The organism is Pseudomonas sp. GM74, from assembly GCF_000282455.1.
Lineage (GTDB): Bacteria > Pseudomonadota > Gammaproteobacteria > Pseudomonadales > Pseudomonadaceae > Aquipseudomonas.
In genome coordinates this window covers 35612-58151 of record NZ_AKJG01000043.1, presented here as the reverse complement: position 1 = coordinate 58151, position 22540 = coordinate 35612, and the positions used below count along the sequence as shown (strand labels likewise).

The following is a 22540-nucleotide window of genomic DNA, read 5'->3' as shown; positions in this document are numbered from 1 at the left end:
CGGGCTTGCCCGCGATGACGGCCTGACATTCAACTTTTATATTGAATGTTCGGGCCTCATCGCGAGCAAGCTCGCTCCCACAGGATCAATGATCGGGGCGTTTTTTATTGCCTGCTCGCCAGTTACGCAGCGATCGACAACTTGAGTTTGTTCATCGCGCTCTTCTCGAGTTGGCGAATACGCTCGGCCGACACGTTGTACTTCTGCGCCAGGTCGTGCAGCGTGGCTTTTTCTTCCGCCAGCCAACGCTGGTAGAGGATGTCACGGCTGCGGTCGTCCAGCACTTCCAGCGCTTCATGCAGGTTGTGGTTGGAGTTGTCGCTCCAGTCAGCGTCTTCCAGTTGACGGGCCGGGTCGTACCGGTGGTCTTCCAGATAGTTGGCCGGCGACTGGAAAGCACTGTCGTCGTCCGCTTCGGCAGCCGGGTCGAAGGCCATGTCATGGCCAGTCAGGCGGCTTTCCATCTCGCGCACTTCCCGAGGCTCCACACCCAGGCTTTCCGCCACACGGTGGACTTCCTCGTTGTTCAGCCAGGCCAGACGCTTCTTCTGGCTGCGCAGATTGAAGAACAACTTGCGCTGGGCCTTGGTGGTCGCGACTTTCACGATGCGCCAGTTGCGCAGGATGAACTCGTGGATTTCCGCCTTGATCCAGTGCACGGCAAAAGACACCAGGCGCACGCCCATTTCCGGGTTGAAGCGCTTCACGGCCTTCATCAGGCCGACGTTGCCTTCCTGGATCAGGTCAGCCTGGGCCAGGCCGTAGCCGGAATAGCTACGGGCGATATGTACGACAAAACGCAGGTGGGCGAGCACCATCTGCCGAGCCGCCCCCAAATCCTGCTCATAATAGAGACTCTCGGCCAGTTCACGCTCCTGCTCCGGCGACAGCAATGGAATGCTGTTGACGGTGTGCACATAGGCCTCCAGGTTCGCACCCGGGACCAGAGCATATGCAGGTTGCAAAGAATTGGTCATACGAAAAAACCTCCGACTTACAAACTCGTGCAGTTCAGCACTGCGAAAATTGACCGGAAACCGAAAGACAAGTTCCCTAAAACCCAAAAACGCTGAAAGGTCAATACGAGCAAAATGATACTACTTAGGCGCAAGCTCCCTCAGGTGGCGTGCGACTGCAATCCATGCACCGATATACCCCAACAGCACCGCGCCAAGCAAGAGAGACAGACCGTCGGCAACTGGCACTCCAGCCAGCGCAAAATCACTGCCGTACAAACCGGCCAGCCCCACCACCGCGTCGTTCAGCCAATCAAGGCCGAACGCCAGTACGCCCCAGGACAGAATCCCCGCACCGAAGCCATACAGCGCGCCCATATACAGAAAGGGCCTGCGTACATAGCTGTCAGTGCCGCCAACCAGTTTAATCACTTCTATCTCTGTGCGGCGGTTTTCAATATGAAGACGAATGGTATTGCCTATCACCAAAAGTAATGCAGAAACCAGAAGCACGGTCAGACCGAAGACGAATCGATCACCCAGCTTGAGGATGGCTGCCAGACGCTCGACCCAGACTAAATCAAGTTGCGCCTGTTGTACCTTCGGCAGCTCGGATAGTTTTTGTCTTAATGCTTCAAGGGCCGACTTGTCGACTTCGTTCGGCGTCACCAGGACCACGCCCGGCAGCGGGTTCTCCGGTAACTCCTTGAGCGCCTCGCCCAGCCCGGATTGTTGCTGGAACTCTTCCAGCGCCTGCTCGCGGCCAACGTATTCGGCCTCGGCGACGCCAGGCATGCCCTTGATCTGATCGCGCAGCGATTCACCTTCGGCCGGCTTGGCCTCAAGATCCAGATACAGGGAAATCTGCGCCGCGCGCTGCCAGGAGCCGCCCAGGCGCTCGACGTTACTTAGCAGAAGTGACAGCCCCATGGGCAAACTCAGGGCCACCGCCATCACCATGCAGGTGAAAAAACTGCCGATGGGCTGCTTGCCCAAGCGGCGCAGGCTGTCCACCAGACTGGCGCGATGACTTTCGATCCAGGCGCGGAACAACGTGGCAAAGTCCGGCCCGTCGTCATCGTCGCGTTTTTTCTTTTGCGGCTGCGGATCGGCGGCCTTCGGGGCCACACGCTCGGAAACCTTGGGGCTACGTGTTGCACTCATACCGCGGCCTCCCCGTCACCGATCAATCGACCGCGTTGCAGTGTCAGCATGCGATGGCGCATGCGGGCGATCAGGGCCAGGTCGTGACTGGCGATCAGCACGCTGGTACCCAGGCGATTGATGTCTTCGAACACACCCATGATCTCGGCGGCCAGGCGCGGGTCGAGGTTACCGGTCGGCTCATCCGCCAGCAGCAAGGCCGGACGGTGAACGATGGCGCGGGCGATGCCGACGCGCTGCTGCTGACCGGTGGACAGGTCGCCCGGGTACAGATCGGTTTTATCCGACAGCGCCACGCGCTCCAGTGCCGAGTCCACGCGCTTGGCGATCTCGGCCTTGGACAGGCCCAGGATCTGCAAAGGCAACGCGACGTTATTGAACACCGTGCGATCGAACAGCAACTGGTGATTCTGGAACACCACGCCGATCTGCCGGCGCAAGAAAGGAATCTGCGCGTTGCTGATGGTGCTCAGGTCTTGCCCGGCGAGCAGCAACTTGCCGCTGGTCGGGCGTTCCATCGCAAGTAACAGGCGCAACAGTGTGGATTTACCGGCGCCGGAATGGCCGGTGACAAACAAGAATTCGCCACGACGGACTCGAAAGCTCAGCTCATGCAAGCCGACGTGACCGTTCGGGTAGCGCTTACCGACCTGTTCGAAACGAATCATGAACGCTCCCGCTCGGCAAACAATGCCTGGACAAAGGGTTCTGCTTCAAAGGTACGCAAATCGTCGATGCCTTCGCCGACGCCAATGTAGCGGATCGGCAGGCCGAATTGCTTGGCCAGGGCGAAAATCACCCCGCCCTTGGCGGTGCCGTCGAGCTTGGTCAGCGCCAGGCCGGTCAGTTCGACGGTCTGGTTGAATTGCTTGGCCTGGTTGATGGCGTTCTGGCCGGTGCCGGCGTCAAGCACCAACAACACTTCGTGTGGGGCGTCGGCGTCGAGCTTGCCGATCACCCGGCGAACCTTTTTCAGCTCTTCCATCAGGTTGTCTTTGGTGTGCAGGCGGCCGGCGGTGTCGGCGATCAACACATCGATGCCACGGGCCTTGGCGGCCTGTACGGCATCGAAGATCACCGAGGCCGAGTCGGCGCCAGTGTGCTGCGCGATCACCGGGATCTTGTTGCGCTCGCCCCATACCTGCAATTGCTCCACCGCCGCTGCACGGAAGGTGTCGCCGGCGGCGAGCATGACTTTCTTGCCTTCCAGCTGCAGTTTCTTCGCCAGCTTGCCGATGGTGGTGGTCTTGCCGGCACCGTTGACGCCGACCACCAGAATCACGAACGGCTTGTTCTGGGAGATGATTTTCAGCGGCTGCTCGACAGGCTTGAGCATCGCTGCCAGCTCGGCTTGCAGGGATTTGTAAAGCGCATCGGAATCGGCCAGTTCCTTGCGGGCGACCTTCTGGGTCAGGCGCTGAATGATCACCGACGTGGCTTCGACGCCGACGTCGGCGGTCAGCAATCGGGTCTCGAGGTCCTCGAGCAGTTCGTCGTCAATAACCTTTTTGCCCAGGAACAGGCTGGCCATGCCTTCGCCGATACTGGCGCTGGTCTTGGACAGGCCCTGCTTGAGGCGGGCGAAGAAACCGGCTTTGGTTTCTTCGGTGCGTACGGGTTCTACCGGGGTTTCGACGGGCGTCGCGATCGGTGCAGGAGTCGGAGCGGGTGCCGGTGCTTGAGCAACCGGAGCAACCGGAGCAACCGGAGCAACGAATACCGGAACCTCTGGCTGGCTGACAACGGGAACAGGCTCGGCCACGACGACTGGTTCAACAATCGCCTCGACCACAGGCGCAAGAACCGGTGCAGGCGTAAACGCTGCCGGGGCCGGAATCGGCGGGGTCACGTGGGGGGCCAGGTCATTTTCGACAAACGCCACGGGCTCTTCGGCTACCGGCAGGGTCAACCACGGTTCGGCCGTCGGTGCCAGCGGCTGTTCGGTGACGATTTCGCTGACAGGTTCGGGAGCGGCTTCAACCTTGGGCTGCAGCAACGGCTCGGCAACCGGCAGAACAACCGGCGCGGGCGCTTCTTCTATTACCGGAACCGGCGTCGGCGCTGGCTCAGGAATGGCTTGTGGCTGTTCGACGACGGGTTCCTGCGGCTTTTTGCGCAGCCATCCGAACAGGCTTTTCTTCTCGCCAGCCGCAGCTGGGGTCTTCTTGTCGTCGTTGGAACCAAACATGGAGGACGGCTATCTCACGGTAGCGACGCGCCAATGGCGCCTCGGCAAATAAAAATTCGATGCAGAACAGACTGCGATTGACGCAGCTTGTTCACGCGCAACATTTTGTCGAGGTGGACAACACCACCTCAAGGAAACGATTTCACACGGGACAGATGCGGCAAAATCGGCGAAAAAGCGGAGTTTAGCTGATAAATATCCACATTCCGTCGCAAACCCATACAACCTGATCAAACATGCGTGCCTGATAGGCGTGGCCGCCGCTAAAACGGATCAGTATCCTAGCACCCTCTCGCCCGCTGACGCTAAGAACAAGCGGGCAGCCCCAAAGGTTTGAAAACGAATGAATGCTCTTGCCCGCCGCGCCGCAGGCCTGCTGCTCAGCACAGTTTGCCTGCCCCTTTCAGTCCTGGCTGCCGACCCGCAACCCACCCACGAATTCACTCTCGACAATGGCTTGAAGGTGGTCGTGCGCGAAGACCATCGTGCGCCCGTGGTGGTTTCCCAGATCTGGTACAAGGTCGGTTCCAGCTACGAGACGCCGGGCAATACCGGCCTGTCCCACGCCCTGGAACACATGATGTTCAAGGGCAGCGAGAAAGTCGGCCCCGGCGAAGCCTCGCTGATCCTGCGCGACCTCGGCGCCGAAGAGAACGCCTTCACCAGCGACGACTTCACCGCGTACTACCAGGTACTGGCCCGGGATCGCCTGGGCGTGGCCTTCGAGCTGGAAGCCGACCGCATGGCCAGCCTGCGTCTGCCGCCCGACGAGTTCACCAAGGAAATCGAGGTCATCAAGGAAGAACGTCGCCTGCGTACAGACGACAAGCCGATGTCCAAGGCCTACGAACGCTTCAAGGCCATGGCCTACCCGGCCAGCGGCTACCACACGCCGACCATCGGCTGGATGGCCGACCTTGAGCGGATGAAAGTCGAAGAGCTGCGCCACTGGTACGAAACCTGGTACGTGCCCAACAACGCCACGCTGGTGGTGGTTGGCGATGTCACTCCGGACGAAGTCAAAACCCTGGCCCAACGCTACTTCGGCCCGATCGCCAAGCGTGAAGTGCCCGCCGCGAAAAAACCGCTGGAACTGGCCGAGCCAGGCGAGCGCCAGATCACCCTGCACGTGCAGACCCAACTGCCTAGCCTGATGCTGGCCTTCAACGTGCCGAGCATCGCCACCGCCGAAGACAAGCGCCTGGTCAATGCCCTGCGCCTGATCTCGGCACTGCTCGACGGCGGCTACAGCGGACGCATCCCGACGCAACTGGAGCGCGGCGAAGAGTTGGTATCCGGGGGCTCGTCGAGTTACGACGCCTACACCCGTGGCGACAGCCTCTTCACCCTGTCGGCATCGCCAAACTCGCAGAAACACAAGACCGTCGCCCAGGCGCAAGCCGGTTTGTGGAAGCTGCTCGACCAGTTGAAAACCACGGCGCCAACCGCCGAAGAACTGGAACGCGTACGCGCGCAAGTCATCGCCGGCCTGGTCTTCGAACGCGACTCGATCACCAGTCAAGCCACGGCCATCGGCCAACTGGAAACCGTCGGCCTGTCATGGAAACTGATGGACACCGAACTGGCCGACCTGGAAAGCGTCACGCCGGAAGATATCCAGAAAGCCGCCAAGCTGTATTTCACCCGCGAACGTCTCAGCGTCGCCCATGTACTGCCTCTGGAGACGACTCATGAGTGAGCGTAAACCCTCCCGCCTGGCCCTGATCGGCCTGGTCGCCGTCGCCGTTATCGGCTCCGCCGCGTTCTATTTGTCGCGCTCTGGTGAAACCAATGCCAGCGAAGCCCTGGACAAGGCCAGGGCCAGCCAGAAACTGCAATCGCTGACCGAGCTCAACGGCAAGGCACCGGAACACCGCAAGCTGGACGTGCAGACCTGGAACACCGCCGAAGGCACCAAGGTGCTGTTTGTCGAAGCCCATGAGTTGCCGATGTTCGACATGCGCCTGATCTTCGCCGCCGGCAGCAGCCAGGACGGCGATGCACCGGGCGTGGCGGTGTTGACCAACGCCATGCTCAACGAAGGCGTGGCCGGCAAAGACGTCGGCGCCATTGCCCAGGGCTTCGAAGGCCTGGGCGCCGATTTCGGCAATGGCGCTTATAAGGATATGGCAATCGCAACGCTGCGCAGCCTGAGTGCCAAGGACAAGCGCGAGCCGGCCCTGAAGCTGTTCGCTGAAGTCATCGGCAAGCCGACTTTCCCTGCCGATTCACTGGCCCGCATCAAGAACCAGATGCTCGCCGGTTTCGAATACCAGAAACAGAACCCGGGCAAACTGGCGAGCCTGGAACTGATGAACCGCCTGTACGGTGATCACCCGTACGCACACGCCAGCGACGGCACGGCGAAAACCGTACCGGCGATCACCCAGGTACAACTGCGTGCTTTCCACGAGAAAGCCTACGCCGCCGGTAACGTGGTGATCGCGCTGGTCGGCGACCTGTCCCGCGCGGAAGCCGAGGCGATTGCCGCACAGGTTTCCAGTGCCTTGCCCAAAGGTCCGGCCTTGGCGAAAATCGCGCAACCCGTCGAGCCCAAGGCCAGCGTCGGCCATATCGAGTTCCCGTCCAAGCAGACCAACCTGATGCTCGCGCAACTGGGCATCGACCGCGACGACCCGGACTACGCGGCGTTGTCCATGGGTAACCAGATTCTCGGTGGCGGCGGCTTCGGCACCCGCTTGATGAGCGAAGTGCGCGAGAAGCGTGGCCTGACCTACGGCGTGTATTCGGGCTTCACGCCGATGCAGGTGCGTGGCCCGTTCATGATCAACCTGCAGACCCGCGCCGAGATGAGCGAGGGCACCCTGAAACTGGTGCAGGATGTGCTGGCCGACTACCTTAAAACCGGCCCGACCGAAAAAGAGCTCGACGACGCCAAGCGCGAACTGGCCGGCAGCTTCCCGCTGTCCACTGCCAGCAACGCCGATATCGTCGGCCAACTGGGCGCCATCGGTTTTTACAACTTGCCGTTGAGCCACCTGGAAGACTTCATGCAACAATCCCAGGCCTTGACCGTCGAGCAGGTCAAAGCCGCCATGAACAAACACCTGAGCACGGACAAGATGGTCATCGTCAGCGCTGGCCCGACCGTGCCGCAAAAGCCGTTACCGGCCCCTACTGATAAACCTTCCGAGCAGCCGCTCGGGGTTCCGGAGCATTAATGGCCCATCCTAAAAAACCCGCCAAAAACGTCCATAACGGCGTGAACCAGCTGCGCATCATCGGCGGCGAATGGCGCAGCCGGAAGCTGAGCTTCCCCGACGCCCCGGGCCTGCGTCCGACGCCGGACCGCGTGCGTGAAACCCTGTTCAACTGGCTCGCACCTTACGTTCCGGGCGCCAAAGTGCTCGACCCGTTCACCGGCAGCGGCGCACTGTTCCTCGAAGCCTTGTCCCGTGGCGCGGCCATGGGCCAGGCGCTGGACGCCAGCAGTATCGCGGTATCCAGCCTGAAAGAGCACCTGGGCACATTGCGCTGCACCAACGGCCAGGTCCAGACCGCCGATGCCCTGCGCTACCTGGAAACCCAGACTGCAATAGCCTACGACCTGGTGTTCCTCGACCCGCCGTTCAACCAGAACCTGCTGCCCGCCGTTTGCAAGTTGCTCGAAGAGCGCCAATGGCTGGCCGAAGACGCCTGGGTGTACACCGAAAGCGAGTCGGCACCGTCGACCTTGGGCCTGCCGGAGAACTGGCGCCTGCACCGGGAGCAGAAATCCGGGCGCGTCTACTACTCGTTGTGGCAACGTATGGCAGAGATCGCCGGTTAATCTACCGGCCTGAAAAAGGTGCGTACCCGCTACGCACCACTGCATCGAGAAAGAACGTGCCCCATCCGCCAGTACGCTTCACCCCAGCCTTCGGCCTCGGTAACCCGCACTTGCAAACCTTGTGGGGGCCGCTGTGGCGTAAAACCGTGCACATCGGCCGCGAACGCGAACGTCTTTGGCTTGAGGACGGCGATTTTCTCGACCTCGACTGGCACGGCCCGCACAGCGCCGACGCACCCTTGGTGCTGGTGTTGCACGGGCTCACCGGTTCGTCGAATTCGCCTTACGTGGCCGGCATGCAAAAAGCCTTGAGCGACCGAGGCTGGGCCAGCGTCGCGCTGAACTGGCGCGGTTGTTCGGGCGAACCCAACCTGTTGCCGCGCAGCTACCATTCCGGCGCCAGCGAAGACCTGGCCGAAACCATCAGGCACTTGCGGGCCAAACGACCTCTGGCGCCACTGTATGCGGTGGGTTACTCCCTGGGCGGTAATGTCCTGCTCAAGCATTTGGGCGAAACCGGCAGCGACAGCGACTTGATGGGCGCGGTGGCGGTGTCGGTGCCGTTCCGCCTGGACCAGTGCGCCGACCGTATCGGCCAGGGCTTCTCCAAGGTTTACCAGGCGCATTTCATGCGCGAGATGGTCGCCTACATCAAGAACAAACAGCGACAGTTCCAGCACGACGGACGCGAGGACGGCCTGGCAGCCCTGGCGGCCCTCGGGTCATTGGAAAACATACGCACGTTCTGGGATTTCGACGGCCGCGTCACCGCACCACTGCACGGTTTCGCCGATGCCGAGGATTACTATCGCCGCGCCTCCAGCCGCTATTTCCTTGGCGAAATTCGCACGCCGACCTTGATGATCCAGGCCGCCGACGACCCCTTCGTGTTTCCCCACAGCCTGCCGCATGTCGATGAACTGTCCGCTTGCACGCAATTCGAACTGCAAGCCAAGGGCGGACATGTCGGCTTTGTCGATGGCACGCTCAGGCAACCGGGTTATTACCTGGAGCGGCGCATCCCCGAGTGGCTGGCCACCACAGGACGCGCTTGAATCATGGATGCCGACCAAGGCGAGTCAATCCACTTCTGGCAAACCCCGCCGCTGGCCGGGGTCGAGTTGTTGTCCGCCCGCTACATCGACCATCGTTTCGCCCCACATGTGCATGACGGCTATGTGATCGGCATGATCATGGCCGGCGCCCAGCGTTATCGCTATCGCGGCGCCGAGCACCTGGCGGGTAGCGGCACGCTGGTGCTGATCAACCCCGATGAACTGCACACTGGCCACAAAGGCACCGAGGATGGCTGGCTGTACCGGGCGTTTTATCCCGACAGCGGGCAGATAACCTCGCTGCTGGCCGAACTCGAACTGCCGACCCATCACTTGCCGGCCTTCGGCGCCACGCTGTATCGCGATCAGGACCTGGTGAACGGTTTCTGCCAACTTCACCGCTTGCTGGAAAGCCCCGCCAGCGCATTGCAGCAACAAACGGTCTGGCGCGAACTGGTGCTGTCGCTGTTGCAGCGTCATGCGGCGGTGCCCGATGCCGGCAAACCTGGCAAGGAACACCGGGCCGTGAGCCTGGCCAAGGAATTGCTGCACGCGCAACTGGCAGCACCGCCCTCGCTGGAGGCGCTGGCGGCGGCGGTCAATCTCTCGCCATTCCATTTCGCCCGGGTGTTCCGCCGGGCCACCGGCATGCCGCCGCACACCTGGCTGATGCAACGGCGCATCGCCCGGGCGCGGGCCTTGCTGCAAAGTGGTTGTCTGCCGCTGGAAGTCGCGATGCAACTGGGGTTTGCCGACCAGAGCCATCTGAGCCGGCAGTTCAAGCAGGTGTATGGGGTTGGACCGGGGGCGTATCGCAGTGCCCGGCAGCCACCCGGACCTTGATGACGACGAAAAACAATTGTGGGAGCGGGCTTGCTCCCACAGGGGTGTGTGGTGTTTATTCGCCGGTGGCAATGCCCCGCGCAGGCTCGTTGATCCACTCGCTCCACGACCCGGCATACAACGAACCCAGTGGATAACCGGCCAGACACAACGCAAACAGGTTGTGGCACGCCGTCACGCCGGAACCGCAGTACGCCACCAGATCATTCGGCGAACGGTCGCCCAGTTTCGCGGCGAAACGATGCTTGAGCTGATCGGCCGGCAAGAAGCGCCCGTCACTACCCAGGTTCTCGGTAAACGCCGCACACTGGGCACCGGGAATGTGCCCTGCAATCGGATCGATCGGTTCCACTTCACCCTTGAAACGCGGCAATGCGCGGGCATCGAGCAGGGTCAGTTCCGGCCGTGCAAGGCGCTTTTGCAGCCGCTCGGCACTGATCAGCAACGCCATGTCAGGACTGCCGGTGAAGGAACCACGGGTAACCTTCGGCGCATCCAGGCTCAGCGGCAAACCGGCCCCGTGCCAGGCCTTGAGACCGCCATCGAGGATGAATACACCGTCGCGTTTGCCCAACCACGCCAGCAACCACCAGGCCCGCGCCGCATAGGCACCCGGACCGTCGTCATACAGAACCACTTCACTATCGGCATTGATGCCCCAGGCTTGCAGGCGCTCGATCAGTTGCGCCGGCTCGGGTAACGGATGACGCCCGGTCACGCCCTTGACCACCGCGCCACTCAGATCACGCTCGAGATCGGCATAGCTCGAACCGGCGATGTGCCCTTCGGCATAGCTGCGCTGACCGTAATCCGGGTCTTCGAGGGCAAAACGACAATCCAGAATCACCAGTCCCGGCTGGTCCTTTTTCAGGTCCAGTGCTTGTGGGCTGATCAATTGCGCAATGGGCATAGCGGGCTCCTGTGCTTAAGTCGGTCTTGATCCTACTGTACTTCTTCCAGCGCCTGGGCCAGGGGCACGTAAAACTCTTCGAACAAGGCACTGACCGCATCGCGGGCCTCATCCGTGACGAACCCGGCTTCCAGCACCAGCACCTGATACACCCCGCGTTTAATGGCCTGCTCGCTGAGGTGGCTGGAATTCTCCCGCGTGGTGCACAGGAAACGCACCCAGGACGTGAGGATGATCCAGGCATTGAGGGTCAGGGACTCGATCTGCACCTTGTCCATCTTCAGGATGCCGGCGGCGACGAAACCTTCGTAGATCGCCGAACCCTGGATCAGGCAGCGCTGGGAGAAGCGTCGATAGCGGTCGGCCAGGTCCGGATCGCTGTCGAGCAAATGTTCGAGATCGCGATGCAGGAAGCGGTAGCGCCACATCGCCGACAGCAGTTCCTTGAGGTAGAAACGCTTGTCTTCCACCGTGGCGGCGCGTCCCTGGGGCGGGCGCAGGAAGCTGTCCACCAGGCTTTCGTACTCGCTGAACAACACGGCGATGATCGCCTGCTTGTTCGGGAAGTGGTAGTACAGATTGCCCGGGGAAATTTCCATGTGGGCAGCAATGTGGTTGGTACTGATGCTGCGCTCGCCCTGCTGGTTGAACAGCTCCAGGCTGTTCTGCACGATGCGCTCGCTGGTTTTGATCCGTGGGGCCATGGCTTGAGCTTTAATTCAGAGTGCGTTGACGGGCATCTTAGATCTATCCGCGAGCGGATAAAACAAAGCTGTTCCAGGATGTCATTTGACATTTTAGAGCATAGACTCTAAAAAGTGCTTCATTACAATAAATCCGGAGCCGACCATGACTGCTGAAATTTCCTACCTGCAGAACCTACAGCAGCCGCTGGAGGAACTTCAGGCCCTGTTCGACGCCCAGCGTGCCGCCTACGCCGCCAACCCGATGCCTCCGGCCGCGCAGCGCCAGCAATGGCTCAAGGCTCTAAAGGATTTGTTGAACAATGAACGCCAGGCCCTGATCGATGCGATCAGCCAGGACTTCAGTCATCGCAGCGCCGATGAAACCCTGCTCGCCGAACTGATGCCCAGCCTGCACGGCATCCATTACGCCAGCAAACACCTCAAGGGCTGGATGCGAGCCTCGCGACGCAAGGTGGGCGCAGCCTTCCAGCCCGCCTCGGCCAAAGTGGTTTACCAACCGCTGGGCGTGGTCGGGGTCATCGTGCCGTGGAACTACCCGTTGTACCTGGCCATCGGCCCGTTGGTCGGCGCGCTGTCGGCGGGCAATCGGGTGATGCTCAAGCTCAGTGAGTCGACCCCTGCGACCGGCCTGCTGATGAAGCAACTGCTGGCGCGAATCTTCCCCGAAGACCTGGTTTGCGTGGTCCTGGGCGAGGCGGATATGGGCGTGGCCTTTTCACGCCTGCCGTTCGATCACCTGCTGTTCACCGGTGCCACCAGCATCGGCAAACACGTCATGCGCGCCGCCGCGGAAAACCTGACCCCGGTGACCCTGGAACTGGGCGGCAAGTCCCCGGCCATTGTTTCCCGGGATGTGCCGCTCAAGGACGCCGCCGAGCGCATCGCCTTCGGCAAGACCTTGAACGCCGGCCAGACCTGCGTGGCCCCGGACTATGTACTGGTGCCGGAGGATCGAGTCGGAGGTTTCGTCGAAGCCTATCGCGCTGCCGTCCGCGGGTTTTATCCGACGCTGGCCGACAACCCGGACTACACCGCGATCATCAATGAGCGACAACTGGCACGCCTCAACGGCTACGTCAGCGACGCCACCAGCAAGGGTGCGCTACTGATGCCACTGTTCGAACAGGGTCAGGGCCGCCGCATGGGCCATAGCCTGCTGCTCAACGTCACGGACGAGATGACGGTGATGCAGGATGAAATCTTCGGGCCGCTGCTGCCGATCGTGCCGTACAAGGATCTGGACCAGGCATTTGCCTACATCAACCAGCGCCCTCGCCCACTGGCGCTGTATTACTTCGGCTACGACAAACGCGAACAACAGCGCGTGCTGCACGAAACCCATTCCGGCGGTGTGTGCCTGAACGACACCCTGCTGCACGTCGCCCAGGACGACATGCCGTTCGGCGGCATCGGTGCCTCGGGCATGGGCCACTACCACGGCCATGAAGGGTTCCTGACCTTCAGCAAGGCCAAGGGCGTGCTGATCAAACAACGGTTCAACGCCGCGAAGTTGATCTATCCGCCGTACGGCAAATCCATCCAGAAGCTGATCCAGAAGCTGTTCATCCGCTAACGATCATCACCGTCGGGTAATAACAATAATGAACCCCAGCCTGTCCGATACACCCGCGCTGTCACGGCGCGGGCTACTTAAATTCAGCCTCGGCGCCACAGCTTTCCTCGCCACCGCCGGGCTCGGAGCCAGCCTCAGCGGTTGCTCGTCGAGCGTCCCGGCCAATGGCTTCGTCACGTTACGCAGCGGCGACCTGCTGTTTTTGCGGGCATTGATTCCGGTCATGCTCGAGGGTGCCGTGACCACCGAACGGATGCCCGAGGCTGTCGAGGGCACACTGAAAAGCCTGGACTACAACCTCGCCCACCTGTCGCCGGAAATGCTCAAGCTGACCCAGCAATTGTTCGATGTGCTGGGCATGGCCGTGACCCGCGGGCCGCTGACCGGGATCTGGGGCAGCTGGGAAAACGCCAGCGCCAACGACATCCAGGCCTTTCTCGATCGCTGGGAAAACAGCTCGTTGAGCCTGTTGCGCATGGGCCACAGCTCCTTGCTGCAACTGGTGATGATGGCCTGGTACGGCCGCAAGGAATCGTGGGCGCATTGCGGGTATCCCGGGCCGCCCACCGTCTGATACCGAGTCGACCCCTTCGCGGGCAAGCCCGCTCCCACATTGACCGCGTGCCCCTGTGGGAGCGGGCTTGTTCCGGGCGGCGTTCCGACGAAGACGCCAGCCGCCACACCACATTCCCAACAATAAAAAGAGAATCCGAAGATGCCCGTACCCGATCCGTTCCGCGAAGGCATGGCCCGAGGCTGGAAAACCTACAACGGCTCGCAACTGACCCAGGACCTGACACTAGAAGCGGACGTGGCGATCATCGGCAGTGGTGCCGGTGGCGGCACCACCGCTGAAATCCTCAGCGCGGCCGGCTACAAGGTGCTGCTGATCGAGGAAGGCCCACTCAAGACCAGCAGCGACTTTAAGATGCTCGAAGACCAGGCCTACGCCAGCCTTTACCAGGAAGGCATCGGCCGCATGAGCAAGGACGGCGCGATCACCATCCTCCAGGGCCGGGCGGTGGGTGGCACCACGCTGATCAACTGGACCTCCAGTTTCCGCACCCCGGAGCCGACCCTGGAACACTGGGCCAAAGAGCACAACGTCAAGGGCCACAGCCCGGCGGAAATGGCGCCGTGGTTCGAGAAAATGGAGCAACGCCTGGGCGTCGCGCCGTGGATGGTGCCACCCAACGCCAACAATGATGTGATCCGCAAGGGCTGCGAAGCACTGAATTACTCATGGCACGTCATCCCGCGCAACGTTCGCGGCTGCTGGAACCTCGGCTACTGCGGCATGGGCTGCCCGACCAACGCCAAGCAATCGATGATGGTCACCACCATTCCAGCGACCCTGGAAAAAGGCGGCGAGCTGCTTTACCTGGCCCGAGCCGAAAAACTTAACATCAGCGGCGAGAAGGTCACCGGCCTGCAATGTTCGGCGATGGATGAACGCTGCGTCGCACCGACCGAGCGCACCATCACGGTCAAGGCGCGGCATTTCGTGCTGGCCGGTGGCGGCATCAACAGCCCGGCCTTGCTGATGCGCTCCGGGGCACCCGACCCGCACAAGCGCCTGGGCAAACGCACGTTCCTGCACCCGGTGAACATGTCCGCCGCTCTGTTCGACGAAGTGGTCAACCCCTTCTACGGCGCGCCGCAGTCGATCTATTCCGACCATTTCCAATGGCAGGACGGCACCACGGGCAAGATGTCCTACAAACTGGAAGTCCCGCCCCTGCACCCGGCGCTGGCCACGACATTGCTCGGTGGTTTCGGTCAGGAAAACTCGCAACACATGGCCAATCTGGCCCATACCCACGCCATGCTGGCGTTGCTGCGGGACGGTTTTCACCCTGACAGCCCCGGTGGCAGCGTCGAATTGCGCAGCGATGACACGCCGGTACTGGATTACCAGCTATCACCCTACGCCTGGGATGGATTGCGCCGGGCGTTCCATACCATGGCCGAGATCCAGTTTGCCGGTGGCGCCAAGGCCGTGATGCCGATGCACGCCGACGCCCGCTACGTGAAGACCCTCGCCGAAGCCCGCACGCTGATCGACGGCCTGAGTCTGGAGTTGTATCGCACACGCCTTGGCAGTGCCCATGTGATGGGCGGTTGCGCCATGGGTGAAGACCCGACAGTCGCGGTGACCGACAGCCTCGGCCGGCATCATCAACTGGGCAATCTGTCGATTCACGACGGCTCGCTGTTCCCCACCAGCATTGGCGCCAATCCGCAGCTGTCGGTCTACGGACTGACGGCGCAACTGGCGACATCCCTGGCCGAACGTTTAAAAAACCCATGAAAATAACGATAATTCCCATCGTCTATAGTGCTTTCTTACCCAACAGGCGACTTGGCCGACCGGGAAGGCTGCGATACCATCCGACTCCCCAACGGATTCCCGCCAGGACGACGCGATGAACCGAGTGTTGTACCCAGGTACCTTCGACCCTATTACAAAGGGCCATGGCGATCTGGTCGAACGCGCCTCGCGCCTGTTCGATCACGTGATCATCGCCGTCGCCGCGAGCCCCAAGAAAAACCCGCTGTTTCCTCTGGAACAACGTGTGGAACTGGCGCGCGAGGTCACTAAACATCTGCCGAACGTTGAAGTCGTCGGCTTCTCGACGCTGCTGGCGCACTTCGCCAAAGAGCAGAATGCCAACGTGTTCCTGCGTGGTTTGCGCGCGGTGTCGGACTTCGAATACGAGTTCCAGCTGGCCAACATGAACCGCCAGTTGGCGCCGGATGTGGAAAGCCTGTTCCTTACCCCGTCCGAACGCTACTCGTTCATTTCCTCGACGCTGGTCCGTGAAATTGCAGCCCTGGGCGGTGATATCACCAAGTTCGTGCACCCAGTGGTGGCGGACGCACTGACCGAACGCTTCAAGAAGTAAGCACCGCTCAAGCGGCGCCCGCGTGCACTGCGGGCGCCAATGCGGCACAATTGTGCGCATTGGTTTATTGTGCCCGGGCCTGCCGCCCCGGCTGGAGTTAGCATGTCCCTGATCATCACCGACGATTGCATCAACTGCGACGTCTGCGAACCCGAGTGCCCGAACGCCGCCATTTCCCAAGGCGAAGAGATCTACGTGATCGACCCGAACCTGTGCACCCAGTGTGTCGGTCACTACGACGAACCGCAGTGCCAGCAAGTCTGCCCGGTAGATTGCATTCCACTGGACGAAGCTCATCCGGAGACTGAAGAGCAGTTGATGGAGAAGTACCGGAAGATTACCGGTAAGGCTTAAATCTTCAAGCGCCTGTTCCGACGCCATCGCGGGCAAGCCCGCTCCCACAGGATATATGCGGTCCTTGTGGGAGCGGGCTTGCCCGCGATGACGTCATCAGCCTCACTGAAAATCCAACTGACTTTCAGCTCTGACAACGCGGGCAAAAAACACTCGCGCGCTGCCCGAGTTTCACTTCCCGCAGCCCCGTGCCACAGATCTTGCAGTGCTCGCCGCCACGGCCGTACACGAACAGTTCCTGCTGGAAATAACCTGGCTGACCGTCACCACCGATAAAGTCCCGCAGCGTGGTACCGCCGCGCTCGATGGCGGCCGCCAGGATGCGCTTGATCTCAATGGCCAGCTTCAAGTAACGCGCACGGGAAATGCTCTTGGCTTCTCGGCGCGGATCTATGCCTGCGGCGAACAACGCTTCGGTTGCATAGATATTGCCCACGCCCACCACCACCGCGTTATCCATGATGAACGGCTTGACCGCCATCGAACGTCCACGGGACTGCTGGAACAGACGTTCGCCGTCGAACAGGTCGGTCAGCGGCTCAGGCCCCAGGCGAATCAGCAACTCATGATTGAGCGGATCGAGGCTCCAGAGCATTGCGCCGAAGCGTCGCGGGTCGGTGTAACGCAGGGCCAGGCCCGACTCCAGCTCGATATCCACATGCTCATGCTTGGCCGCTGGCAGCCCGGCCTCCACCAGACGCAAATTGCCTGACATGCCCAAGTGGCTGATCAAGGTGCCGACTTCGGCATTGATCAGCAGGTACTTGGCGCGCCGCTCCACCAATACGATGCGCTGCCCGGACAGCCGCACATCGAGGTCTTCGGGAATTGGCCAGCGCAAGCGCCGGTCACGCACGATCACCCGGCTGACCCGCTGGCCTTCCAGGTACGGCGCGATACCGCGACGGGTGGTTTCGACTTCTGGCAATTCAGGCATGGTGCTCTCGGATCAGGCGCATGGCCTGGAAAGTTCCGACACTCAGCGATGAGTGCCGAGGTCGCGGATCGTCTGCTTGAGGATCTCGAAGTCGTAGTCCGAGAGGCCGACATAATCGAGCACCAGCGGCGCGATGCCGTTCCACTCGTGATCGTCGGTCTGATTGCCCAGCACCCGGTACGACGCGCAAATGTGCTCGGCCATTTTCAGGATCGCCAACAGGTTCTTCAACGAACTGTTGCGCGAAGATTCATCGCTGAAGATCGCCAGGGCATTGTGGTGATTGGCGATCGCAGCGCTCACGTGCTCCGGCAGACGCCAGGATTTGGCCGTGTAATACCCGACCACCGAGTGATTGGTATTGAACGCCTGATTCTCCGTATCCACCACCCGGCATTCGGCGCTGGCGTTGGCATAGGCCTGCTCCAGAACGCCCATGTAGTCGGGGAAACGCTGGAGCATCAAGGGCACGCCGCAGTCGTGGAACAGGCCCAGGGCATAGGCTTCATCGCCATTTTCAATGCCGATGCGCTTGGCCAGGCTCAGGCAGGTCATGGCCACGTCCTGAGCGGTGTCCCAGAAACGGTTCAGGGTGACAATGGTGTCGTCATTCATCTCGCCCTTGATCGACTGCGCATTGATCAGGTTGATGATCGAACGACTGCCCAGCAGATTCACCGCGCGCTGGATCGAAGCAATCTTGTTGCTCAGCCCGTAATACGGCGAATTGACAATCTTCAACAGGGAACCGGAAAGTCCCGGATCCTGGGAGATCAGCTTGGCAATGACTTCCAGATCCGGGTCGGGCATGTACTGCTCCATCTGCAAATCCACCATGATTTGCGGCTGGGCCGGTACGCTGATGCCCTGCAGGGCTTGCTGGATCTGTTCGGAAGTCAGTTCTTGGGACATTTGTGCACACTCTGGGTCAGACAGTGATTCTAACCTTTATGAAGTTGGATCCGACATACCAAATCGCAAGACAACCCTCGCCACATGTCCACTTGCAGGCCAATCCGGGGTCTCAACACGCTATACTCCCGCTCTTTTTTCCGGAGCGACGACATGTCCCTGCCTAGCCTGCGCCTCAAAGCCAACGCCGACCGTCGTCTGCGCAACGGTCACTTGTGGGTCTACAGCAACGAAATCGATGTAGCCGCTACGCCATTGCACGGTTTCAAGGCCGGCGACCAGGCGATCCTCGAAGCCGCCGGCGGCAAGCCGCTGGGCATCGTTGCCATGAGCCCGAACAACCTGATCTGCGCCCGTGTGCTGTCGCGCGACATCAAACTGCCGCTGGACAAGTCGCTGCTGGTGCACCGCCTGAACGTGGCCCTGTCCCTGCGCGATCGCCTGTTCGACAAGCCGTTCTATCGCCTGGTCTACGGTGATTCCGACCTGCTGCCGGGCCTCGTAGTCGACCGTTTCGGCGACATCCTGGTGGTGCAGATCGCTTCGGCCACCATGGAAGCCCATAAGGATGACGTGATTGCAGCACTGACCCAGGTGCTGAAACCAAGCGGAATCCTGTTCAAGAACGACTCCGCTGCCCGTGACGCCGAAGGCCTCACCCGCTACGTCGAAACCGTATTCGGCCTGGTGCCGGAGTGGGTTGCCCTCGAAGAGAACGGCGTGAAATTCGAAGCACCGGTCATCCAGGGCCAGAAAACCGGCTGGTTCTACGACCACCGCATGAACCGCGCACGCCTGGCGCCGTATGTCAAAGGCAAACGCGTGCTCGACCTCTACAGCTACATCGGCGGTTGGGGCGTGCAGGCTGCCGCGTTCGGCGCCAGTGAAGTGTTCTGCGTCGACGCTTCAGCCTTCGCCCTTGATGGTGTCGAGCGCAACGCCGCACTGAACGGCTTCGCCGAGAAAATGACCTGCATCGAAGGCGACGTGTTCGAAGCCCTCAAAGAGCTGAAAGCCAGCGAAGAACGCTTCGACGTGATCGTGGCCGACCCGCCGGCGTTCATCAAACGCAAGAAAGACATGAAAAACGGCGAAGGCGCCTACCGCCGCCTGAACGAGCAAGCCATGCGCCTGCTCACCAAGGACGGCATCCTGGTCAGCGCATCGTGCTCGATGCACCTGCCGGAAGACGACCTGCAGAACATCCTGCTCACCAGCGCCCGTCACCTGGACCGCAATATCCAGATGCTGGAACGTGGCGGCCAGGGGCCGGATCATCCGGTGCACCCGGCGATTGCGGAAACGCGGTATATCAAGAGCATTACTTGCCGGTTGTTGCCGAATAGCTAATTGCTGACAGCGCTTATGTTGATCGTCCGCACTTCAACAGTCCGGACGATCAACTAGCCATCCGACACCAATACAAAAACCTCAGCCTTATTAAGCATTTACCGATCACGTAAAAGCTATCGGAACAGGACTACTTCACTTCGAGAAACGCCCTACACCGTTTCGTTTGACCTCAATCCATCCAGGCCTATCATCCAGCTTACCACTTGAATACTTGAGTGGTGGATATCAAAACCTTTACTGGAGATTGAATCATGAAGAAAGTTCAACTTGAGAAAAATCTAGCGGTACACCACCACGCGATGCTTAGCACGCCTAAGTAATCACTCAGGAAAAGCCGGGCAGAATACCTTCTGTGCGGCTTTTAAAAAGAGGGATGCCGCATGCAACTGAACCCCTATATTTTTTTACTACCCAAGCCTCCCCGGCTTTTCATCTGGAACTATAAAACCCATGAGCAGTTCGAAATCGACAGTTCTCACGCTGGTCGATTAATTGAGCTTATTGAGCAAACAACACTATTTGATAAATGCCACCCAATCGACACTGAATTTTTTGAAGCCGGTATATTCGTCGAACAGGACTTACCTCCAGATGACTGGCAATGGGATGACCTTTCGAAGATTTTTCACATCGGAACCAAAGACCTTGGTGCTGGCTATACCCCAACGAACACAAAGGAATGGGCTGATCGTTACTTCGCTCATTGTCAGGAGGCGCTGAGTCGAGAGCCCCCACCACCTCACCCACTCGCCCACCTCCAGCGTGAGAACCTGCTCTGCCTGCCAGCCCCCACTGACAATAGGGCACTAGAGGGGCAGACCGGATTCAAGCAAGTCTTGTTGCAGCGGAAAACATGCCGTTCCTTTCGGAAAAAAAGCGTGTCGCTAAATGATGTCAGTACGCTTCTCTACTTTTGTCTCGGTTACCTGAAGGAGCGAGAGTCGGATACCTGTGAACTGACTCCGGGCATGTTCAATGCACGGCGCAGCAGTCCGTCAGGTGGTGGACTGAACGCCAGCGAAGGATATTTATATGCTTATAACGTCCAAGGGCTCGACCCTGGGATTTATTACTATCACCCGAACTTGCACGCTTTAAAGTTATTGAGTCGCTTGAACAGCCCTCTCGGCTCTCTTCTACAAGGCCAACACTTTGCCGACAACATTCCTTTTGGAATATTCCTTACTTCGCACCTCGATAAAATGTGGTGGAAATACCCTCACTCACAAGCCTATCGGGTTTCACTACTAGAGATCGGCCACATTTCGCAAACTATACAACTTTGTGCAACATCACTTGGATTGAATACCTGGCTAACCGCAGCCCTGACCGAATCAAAAATAGAAAAACTTATAAAGCTGGACGACTTATCAGAACAAGTATTTCTTTTTATAGGCGCCGGACATAGCAAGGGAGAAACATTGTGTGAGGAACTACAAAGCTTATTGAGAAAAAACACCCCAACAATGAACCCCGGGAACCCATAAAAATGTCAGAACACTCAAGCGCCAGGACAATCGATAATATCACGGGTCAAAAAATCTCCCGTTTCATTCTTATTACCAATATTTCGTTAATCAGTTTTTTCCCACTCAATATCCTGCTTCCCTCTTTCCCTGCCCTGGCGCTGGAGTTCAATACGTCAATGGTTGATATCGCGTTTGCGGTCAGCTTGTTCACCCTGGTTTTTTCTTTCGCGCAACTGGTCACCGGCCCCCTCTCGGACAAATGGGGGCGCAAGGAAGTGCTGCTTGGATGTCTGATCCTGTGCTCAATAGGTGCGATCGGCTGTACCCAGGCAACGGATTATTCGACTTTTATGGGCTTTCGCGCCGTTCAGGCGTTGGGGTGCGGTTTTTTTGTGCTGGGCCACGCGCTAGTGGAGGACCTGTTCGAAGAAAAGGATCGAGCCCGGGTGCGCATTTATTACATGACCCTGAGCGGGTCATTTGTCGCACTGTCCCCTCTGCTTGGCTCATGGCTACAAACATCTTTTGGTTGGCAGGGCAGCTTTTATGCGTTTTCCCTGATGGCACTCGGTATCTTTATCCATGCGCAATCAGAACTGCCTGCCAGATCAGCCCGAACCGACCACGAACCCACTTCAATTACGTCAACACTGAAAACCATCCTGAACAGTAAAGACTTTGTTCGCTATTGGTGGATCGCCGCGCTGGTCTTCTCTTCTTACTTTGCCCTTATCAGCGTGACTCCGCTGATTTTCATGGACGTCCTGAAACTGTCTGAATATCAGTATGCGTTGGTTCTGGTGGCTTATGGCGTGGCTTACGTCCTCGGTGGTGCTCTGGCTTCGGCCGCGCAGAAGCACATTTCCCTCAACAAACAGATCAATCTCGGATTGAGCCTGCTGAGCATCGCCGGTCTGGCTTTAGGGTTGATCCTGATCTTCGACGAAATGACGACGTTCACACTGTTTGTGCCGATGCTAATCAGTGCGCTGGCTGTCACCTTGGTTCGGCCAGCAGCCATTTCTGCAGCAATGCTGTTGTTTTCCAGTAATGCCGGAACCGCTGCATCTGCTGGCAATACAATCATGTTCATCACCGCCGCCATCAGCAGCGCTGTGCTAGCCCTGGCAGGAACCCATCTGCTGGCGACAATTGCCGTCAGTTTTATCGGATTCAGTCTGTGGGGTTTGCTGACAAATGCGAGGGTCGGGCGATGATCAGGCGCCCTACGGCATTCCCTCCAGCCGCCAGCCGTGTAGAATCGCGAACATTCATCGCCAGTCATCCCCGGCGGGTTTATGAGCTCAAGCTGAAGCGCGCGGCGATCCCGCAAAGTTATCGGCAACTTCCGGACACGCGGCCATTTCTGAGTGTTCCAGACGTCAATAGAAGCTCACTTCCCTTTTGATACCTGATTAGCCGC

Annotated in this window: 21 protein-coding genes; 13 read left to right on the top strand and 8 right to left on the bottom strand. The window is 59.7% G+C overall.

The window, feature by feature from the left end:
• Window positions 1-122: 122 nt before the first annotated feature.
• The 4 genes from rpoH to ftsY all read right to left on the bottom strand — a co-directional run bounded on the left by rpoH (window position 123) and on the right by ftsY (window position 4308).
• Complete coding sequence (gene rpoH, locus PMI34_RS19375) at window positions 123-977, bottom strand: RNA polymerase sigma factor RpoH (protein WP_007975386.1); 855 nt, start codon at window positions 975-977, stop codon at window positions 123-125.
• A 120-nt stretch (window positions 978-1097) separates the two neighbouring features.
• The gene (ftsX, locus tag PMI34_RS19380) at window positions 1098-2120 is read right to left on the bottom strand and encodes a permease-like cell division protein FtsX (RefSeq protein ID WP_008048349.1); all 1023 of its coding nucleotides are present in this window, start codon (window positions 2118-2120) and stop codon (window positions 1098-1100) included.
• Window positions 2117-2788 (bottom strand): cell division ATP-binding protein FtsE, encoded by a 672-nt coding sequence (ftsE, locus tag PMI34_RS19385; RefSeq protein WP_007975383.1) that lies wholly within the window; start codon window positions 2786-2788, stop codon window positions 2117-2119. Before ftsE ends, ftsX begins: the two co-directional genes overlap by 4 nt.
• Window positions 2785-4308: a signal recognition particle-docking protein FtsY gene (gene ftsY / locus PMI34_RS19390; protein WP_008048348.1), complete on the bottom strand. Its 1524-nt coding sequence runs from the start codon at window positions 4306-4308 to the stop codon at window positions 2785-2787. Before ftsY ends, ftsE begins: the two co-directional genes overlap by 4 nt.
• A 343-nt stretch (window positions 4309-4651) precedes the next feature.
• Here ftsY and PMI34_RS19395 point away from each other — a divergent pair, with 343 nt between their 5' ends.
• The 5 genes from PMI34_RS19395 to PMI34_RS19415 are packed head-to-tail and all read left to right on the top strand — an operon-like array spanning window position 4652 to window position 9996.
• The gene (locus PMI34_RS19395; protein WP_008048346.1) at window positions 4652-6007 is read left to right on the top strand and encodes a M16 family metallopeptidase; all 1356 of its coding nucleotides are present in this window, start codon (window positions 4652-4654) and stop codon (window positions 6005-6007) included.
• Window positions 6000-7490 (top strand): M16 family metallopeptidase, encoded by a 1491-nt coding sequence (locus tag PMI34_RS19400; RefSeq protein ID WP_008048344.1) that lies wholly within the window; start codon window positions 6000-6002, stop codon window positions 7488-7490. Before PMI34_RS19395 ends, PMI34_RS19400 begins: the two co-directional genes overlap by 8 nt.
• The gene (gene rsmD, locus PMI34_RS19405; RefSeq protein WP_008048343.1) at window positions 7490-8098 is read left to right on the top strand and encodes a 16S rRNA (guanine(966)-N(2))-methyltransferase RsmD; all 609 of its coding nucleotides are present in this window, start codon (window positions 7490-7492) and stop codon (window positions 8096-8098) included. Before PMI34_RS19400 ends, rsmD begins: the two co-directional genes overlap by 1 nt.
• A 56-nt stretch (window positions 8099-8154) precedes the next feature.
• Complete coding sequence (locus PMI34_RS19410) at window positions 8155-9153, top strand: hydrolase (RefSeq protein ID WP_008048340.1); 999 nt, start codon at window positions 8155-8157, stop codon at window positions 9151-9153.
• A 3-nt stretch (window positions 9154-9156) separates the two neighbouring features.
• A complete protein-coding gene (locus PMI34_RS19415; RefSeq protein WP_008048335.1) occupies window positions 9157-9996 on the top strand; it encodes a helix-turn-helix transcriptional regulator in 840 nt (279 codons plus the stop codon).
• A 55-nt stretch (window positions 9997-10051) separates the two neighbouring features.
• Here the strand turns inward: PMI34_RS19415 and PMI34_RS19420 are convergent, their stop codons facing one another.
• Complete coding sequence (locus tag PMI34_RS19420) at window positions 10052-10906, bottom strand: sulfurtransferase (RefSeq protein WP_008048322.1); 855 nt, start codon at window positions 10904-10906, stop codon at window positions 10052-10054.
• Window positions 10907-10938: 32 nt separating this feature from the next.
• Entirely contained in the window at window positions 10939-11610 is a 672-nt protein-coding gene (locus PMI34_RS19425; protein WP_008048320.1) for a TetR/AcrR family transcriptional regulator, read from the bottom strand.
• Between the two features lie 145 nt (window positions 11611-11755).
• Here PMI34_RS19425 and PMI34_RS19430 point away from each other — a divergent pair, with 145 nt between their 5' ends.
• From PMI34_RS19430 to PMI34_RS19450, 5 genes are all read left to right on the top strand, one after another.
• Window positions 11756-13186, top strand: a complete 1431-nt coding sequence (locus tag PMI34_RS19430) for a coniferyl aldehyde dehydrogenase (RefSeq protein ID WP_008048319.1) — start codon at window positions 11756-11758, stop codon at window positions 13184-13186.
• Window positions 13187-13214: 28 nt separating this feature from the next.
• Window positions 13215-13760, top strand: coding sequence for a hypothetical protein (locus PMI34_RS19435; protein ID WP_008048318.1), 546 nt, complete (start codon window positions 13215-13217; stop codon window positions 13758-13760).
• Between the two features lie 141 nt (window positions 13761-13901).
• Entirely contained in the window at window positions 13902-15497 is a 1596-nt protein-coding gene (locus PMI34_RS19440; RefSeq protein ID WP_008048317.1) for a GMC family oxidoreductase, read from the top strand.
• Window positions 15498-15612: 115 nt separating this feature from the next.
• Window positions 15613-16092: a pantetheine-phosphate adenylyltransferase gene (gene coaD / locus PMI34_RS19445; protein ID WP_007939322.1), complete on the top strand. Its 480-nt coding sequence runs from the start codon at window positions 15613-15615 to the stop codon at window positions 16090-16092.
• A 102-nt stretch (window positions 16093-16194) separates the two neighbouring features.
• Window positions 16195-16446: a YfhL family 4Fe-4S dicluster ferredoxin gene (locus tag PMI34_RS19450; RefSeq protein ID WP_003195146.1), complete on the top strand. Its 252-nt coding sequence runs from the start codon at window positions 16195-16197 to the stop codon at window positions 16444-16446.
• A 124-nt stretch (window positions 16447-16570) separates the two neighbouring features.
• Here the strand turns inward: PMI34_RS19450 and mutM are convergent, their stop codons facing one another.
• Window positions 16571-17383, bottom strand: coding sequence for a bifunctional DNA-formamidopyrimidine glycosylase/DNA-(apurinic or apyrimidinic site) lyase (gene mutM, locus PMI34_RS19455; RefSeq protein WP_008048316.1), 813 nt, complete (start codon window positions 17381-17383; stop codon window positions 16571-16573).
• Window positions 17384-17425: 42 nt separating this feature from the next.
• Complete coding sequence (locus PMI34_RS19460) at window positions 17426-18295, bottom strand: HDOD domain-containing protein (protein WP_008048315.1); 870 nt, start codon at window positions 18293-18295, stop codon at window positions 17426-17428.
• Window positions 18296-18448: 153 nt separating this feature from the next.
• On the opposite strand from PMI34_RS19460, the gene PMI34_RS19465 reads away from it, so the two are divergent.
• From PMI34_RS19465 to PMI34_RS19475, 3 genes are all read left to right on the top strand, one after another.
• Window positions 18449-19645: a class I SAM-dependent rRNA methyltransferase gene (locus PMI34_RS19465; RefSeq protein WP_008048314.1), complete on the top strand. Its 1197-nt coding sequence runs from the start codon at window positions 18449-18451 to the stop codon at window positions 19643-19645.
• Between the two features lie 383 nt (window positions 19646-20028).
• Entirely contained in the window at window positions 20029-21135 is a 1107-nt protein-coding gene (locus PMI34_RS19470; protein ID WP_008048313.1) for a SagB family peptide dehydrogenase, read from the top strand.
• 2 nt (window positions 21136-21137) lie between these two features.
• Complete coding sequence (locus PMI34_RS19475; protein ID WP_008048312.1) at window positions 21138-22334, top strand: MFS transporter; 1197 nt, start codon at window positions 21138-21140, stop codon at window positions 22332-22334.
• Window positions 22335-22540: the final 206 nt, after the last annotated feature.

What these genes read in the sequence shown, in the direction of transcription:
- PMI34_RS19450 (WP_003195146.1), top strand. Translation starts at nt 16,195, where the DNA reads ATGTCCCTGATCATCACCGACGATTGCATCAACTGCGACGTCTGCGAA.
- PMI34_RS19425 (WP_008048320.1), bottom strand. Translation starts at nt 11,610, where the DNA reads ATGGCCCCACGGATCAAAACCAGCGAGCGCATCGTGCAGAACAGCCTG.
- coaD (WP_007939322.1), top strand. Translation starts at nt 15,613, where the DNA reads ATGAACCGAGTGTTGTACCCAGGTACCTTCGACCCTATTACAAAGGGC.
- ftsX (WP_008048349.1), bottom strand. Translation starts at nt 2,120, where the DNA reads ATGAGTGCAACACGTAGCCCCAAGGTTTCCGAGCGTGTGGCCCCGAAG.
- PMI34_RS19420 (WP_008048322.1), bottom strand. Translation starts at nt 10,906, where the DNA reads ATGCCCATTGCGCAATTGATCAGCCCACAAGCACTGGACCTGAAAAAG.
- rsmD (WP_008048343.1), top strand. Translation starts at nt 7,490, where the DNA reads ATGGCCCATCCTAAAAAACCCGCCAAAAACGTCCATAACGGCGTGAAC.
- PMI34_RS19470 (WP_008048313.1), top strand. Translation starts at nt 20,029, where the DNA reads ATGCAACTGAACCCCTATATTTTTTTACTACCCAAGCCTCCCCGGCTT.
- PMI34_RS19400 (WP_008048344.1), top strand. Translation starts at nt 6,000, where the DNA reads ATGAGTGAGCGTAAACCCTCCCGCCTGGCCCTGATCGGCCTGGTCGCC.
- PMI34_RS19415 (WP_008048335.1), top strand. Translation starts at nt 9,157, where the DNA reads ATGGATGCCGACCAAGGCGAGTCAATCCACTTCTGGCAAACCCCGCCG.
- PMI34_RS19435 (WP_008048318.1), top strand. Translation starts at nt 13,215, where the DNA reads ATGAACCCCAGCCTGTCCGATACACCCGCGCTGTCACGGCGCGGGCTA.
- PMI34_RS19395 (WP_008048346.1), top strand. Translation starts at nt 4,652, where the DNA reads ATGAATGCTCTTGCCCGCCGCGCCGCAGGCCTGCTGCTCAGCACAGTT.
- mutM (WP_008048316.1), bottom strand. Translation starts at nt 17,383, where the DNA reads ATGCCTGAATTGCCAGAAGTCGAAACCACCCGTCGCGGTATCGCGCCG.
- ftsY (WP_008048348.1), bottom strand. Translation starts at nt 4,308, where the DNA reads ATGTTTGGTTCCAACGACGACAAGAAGACCCCAGCTGCGGCTGGCGAG.
- PMI34_RS19460 (WP_008048315.1), bottom strand. Translation starts at nt 18,295, where the DNA reads ATGTCCCAAGAACTGACTTCCGAACAGATCCAGCAAGCCCTGCAGGGC.
- PMI34_RS19430 (WP_008048319.1), top strand. Translation starts at nt 11,756, where the DNA reads ATGACTGCTGAAATTTCCTACCTGCAGAACCTACAGCAGCCGCTGGAG.
- ftsE (WP_007975383.1), bottom strand. Translation starts at nt 2,788, where the DNA reads ATGATTCGTTTCGAACAGGTCGGTAAGCGCTACCCGAACGGTCACGTC.
- PMI34_RS19440 (WP_008048317.1), top strand. Translation starts at nt 13,902, where the DNA reads ATGCCCGTACCCGATCCGTTCCGCGAAGGCATGGCCCGAGGCTGGAAA.
- PMI34_RS19475 (WP_008048312.1), top strand. Translation starts at nt 21,138, where the DNA reads ATGTCAGAACACTCAAGCGCCAGGACAATCGATAATATCACGGGTCAA.
- rpoH (WP_007975386.1), bottom strand. Translation starts at nt 977, where the DNA reads ATGACCAATTCTTTGCAACCTGCATATGCTCTGGTCCCGGGTGCGAAC.
- PMI34_RS19465 (WP_008048314.1), top strand. Translation starts at nt 18,449, where the DNA reads ATGTCCCTGCCTAGCCTGCGCCTCAAAGCCAACGCCGACCGTCGTCTG.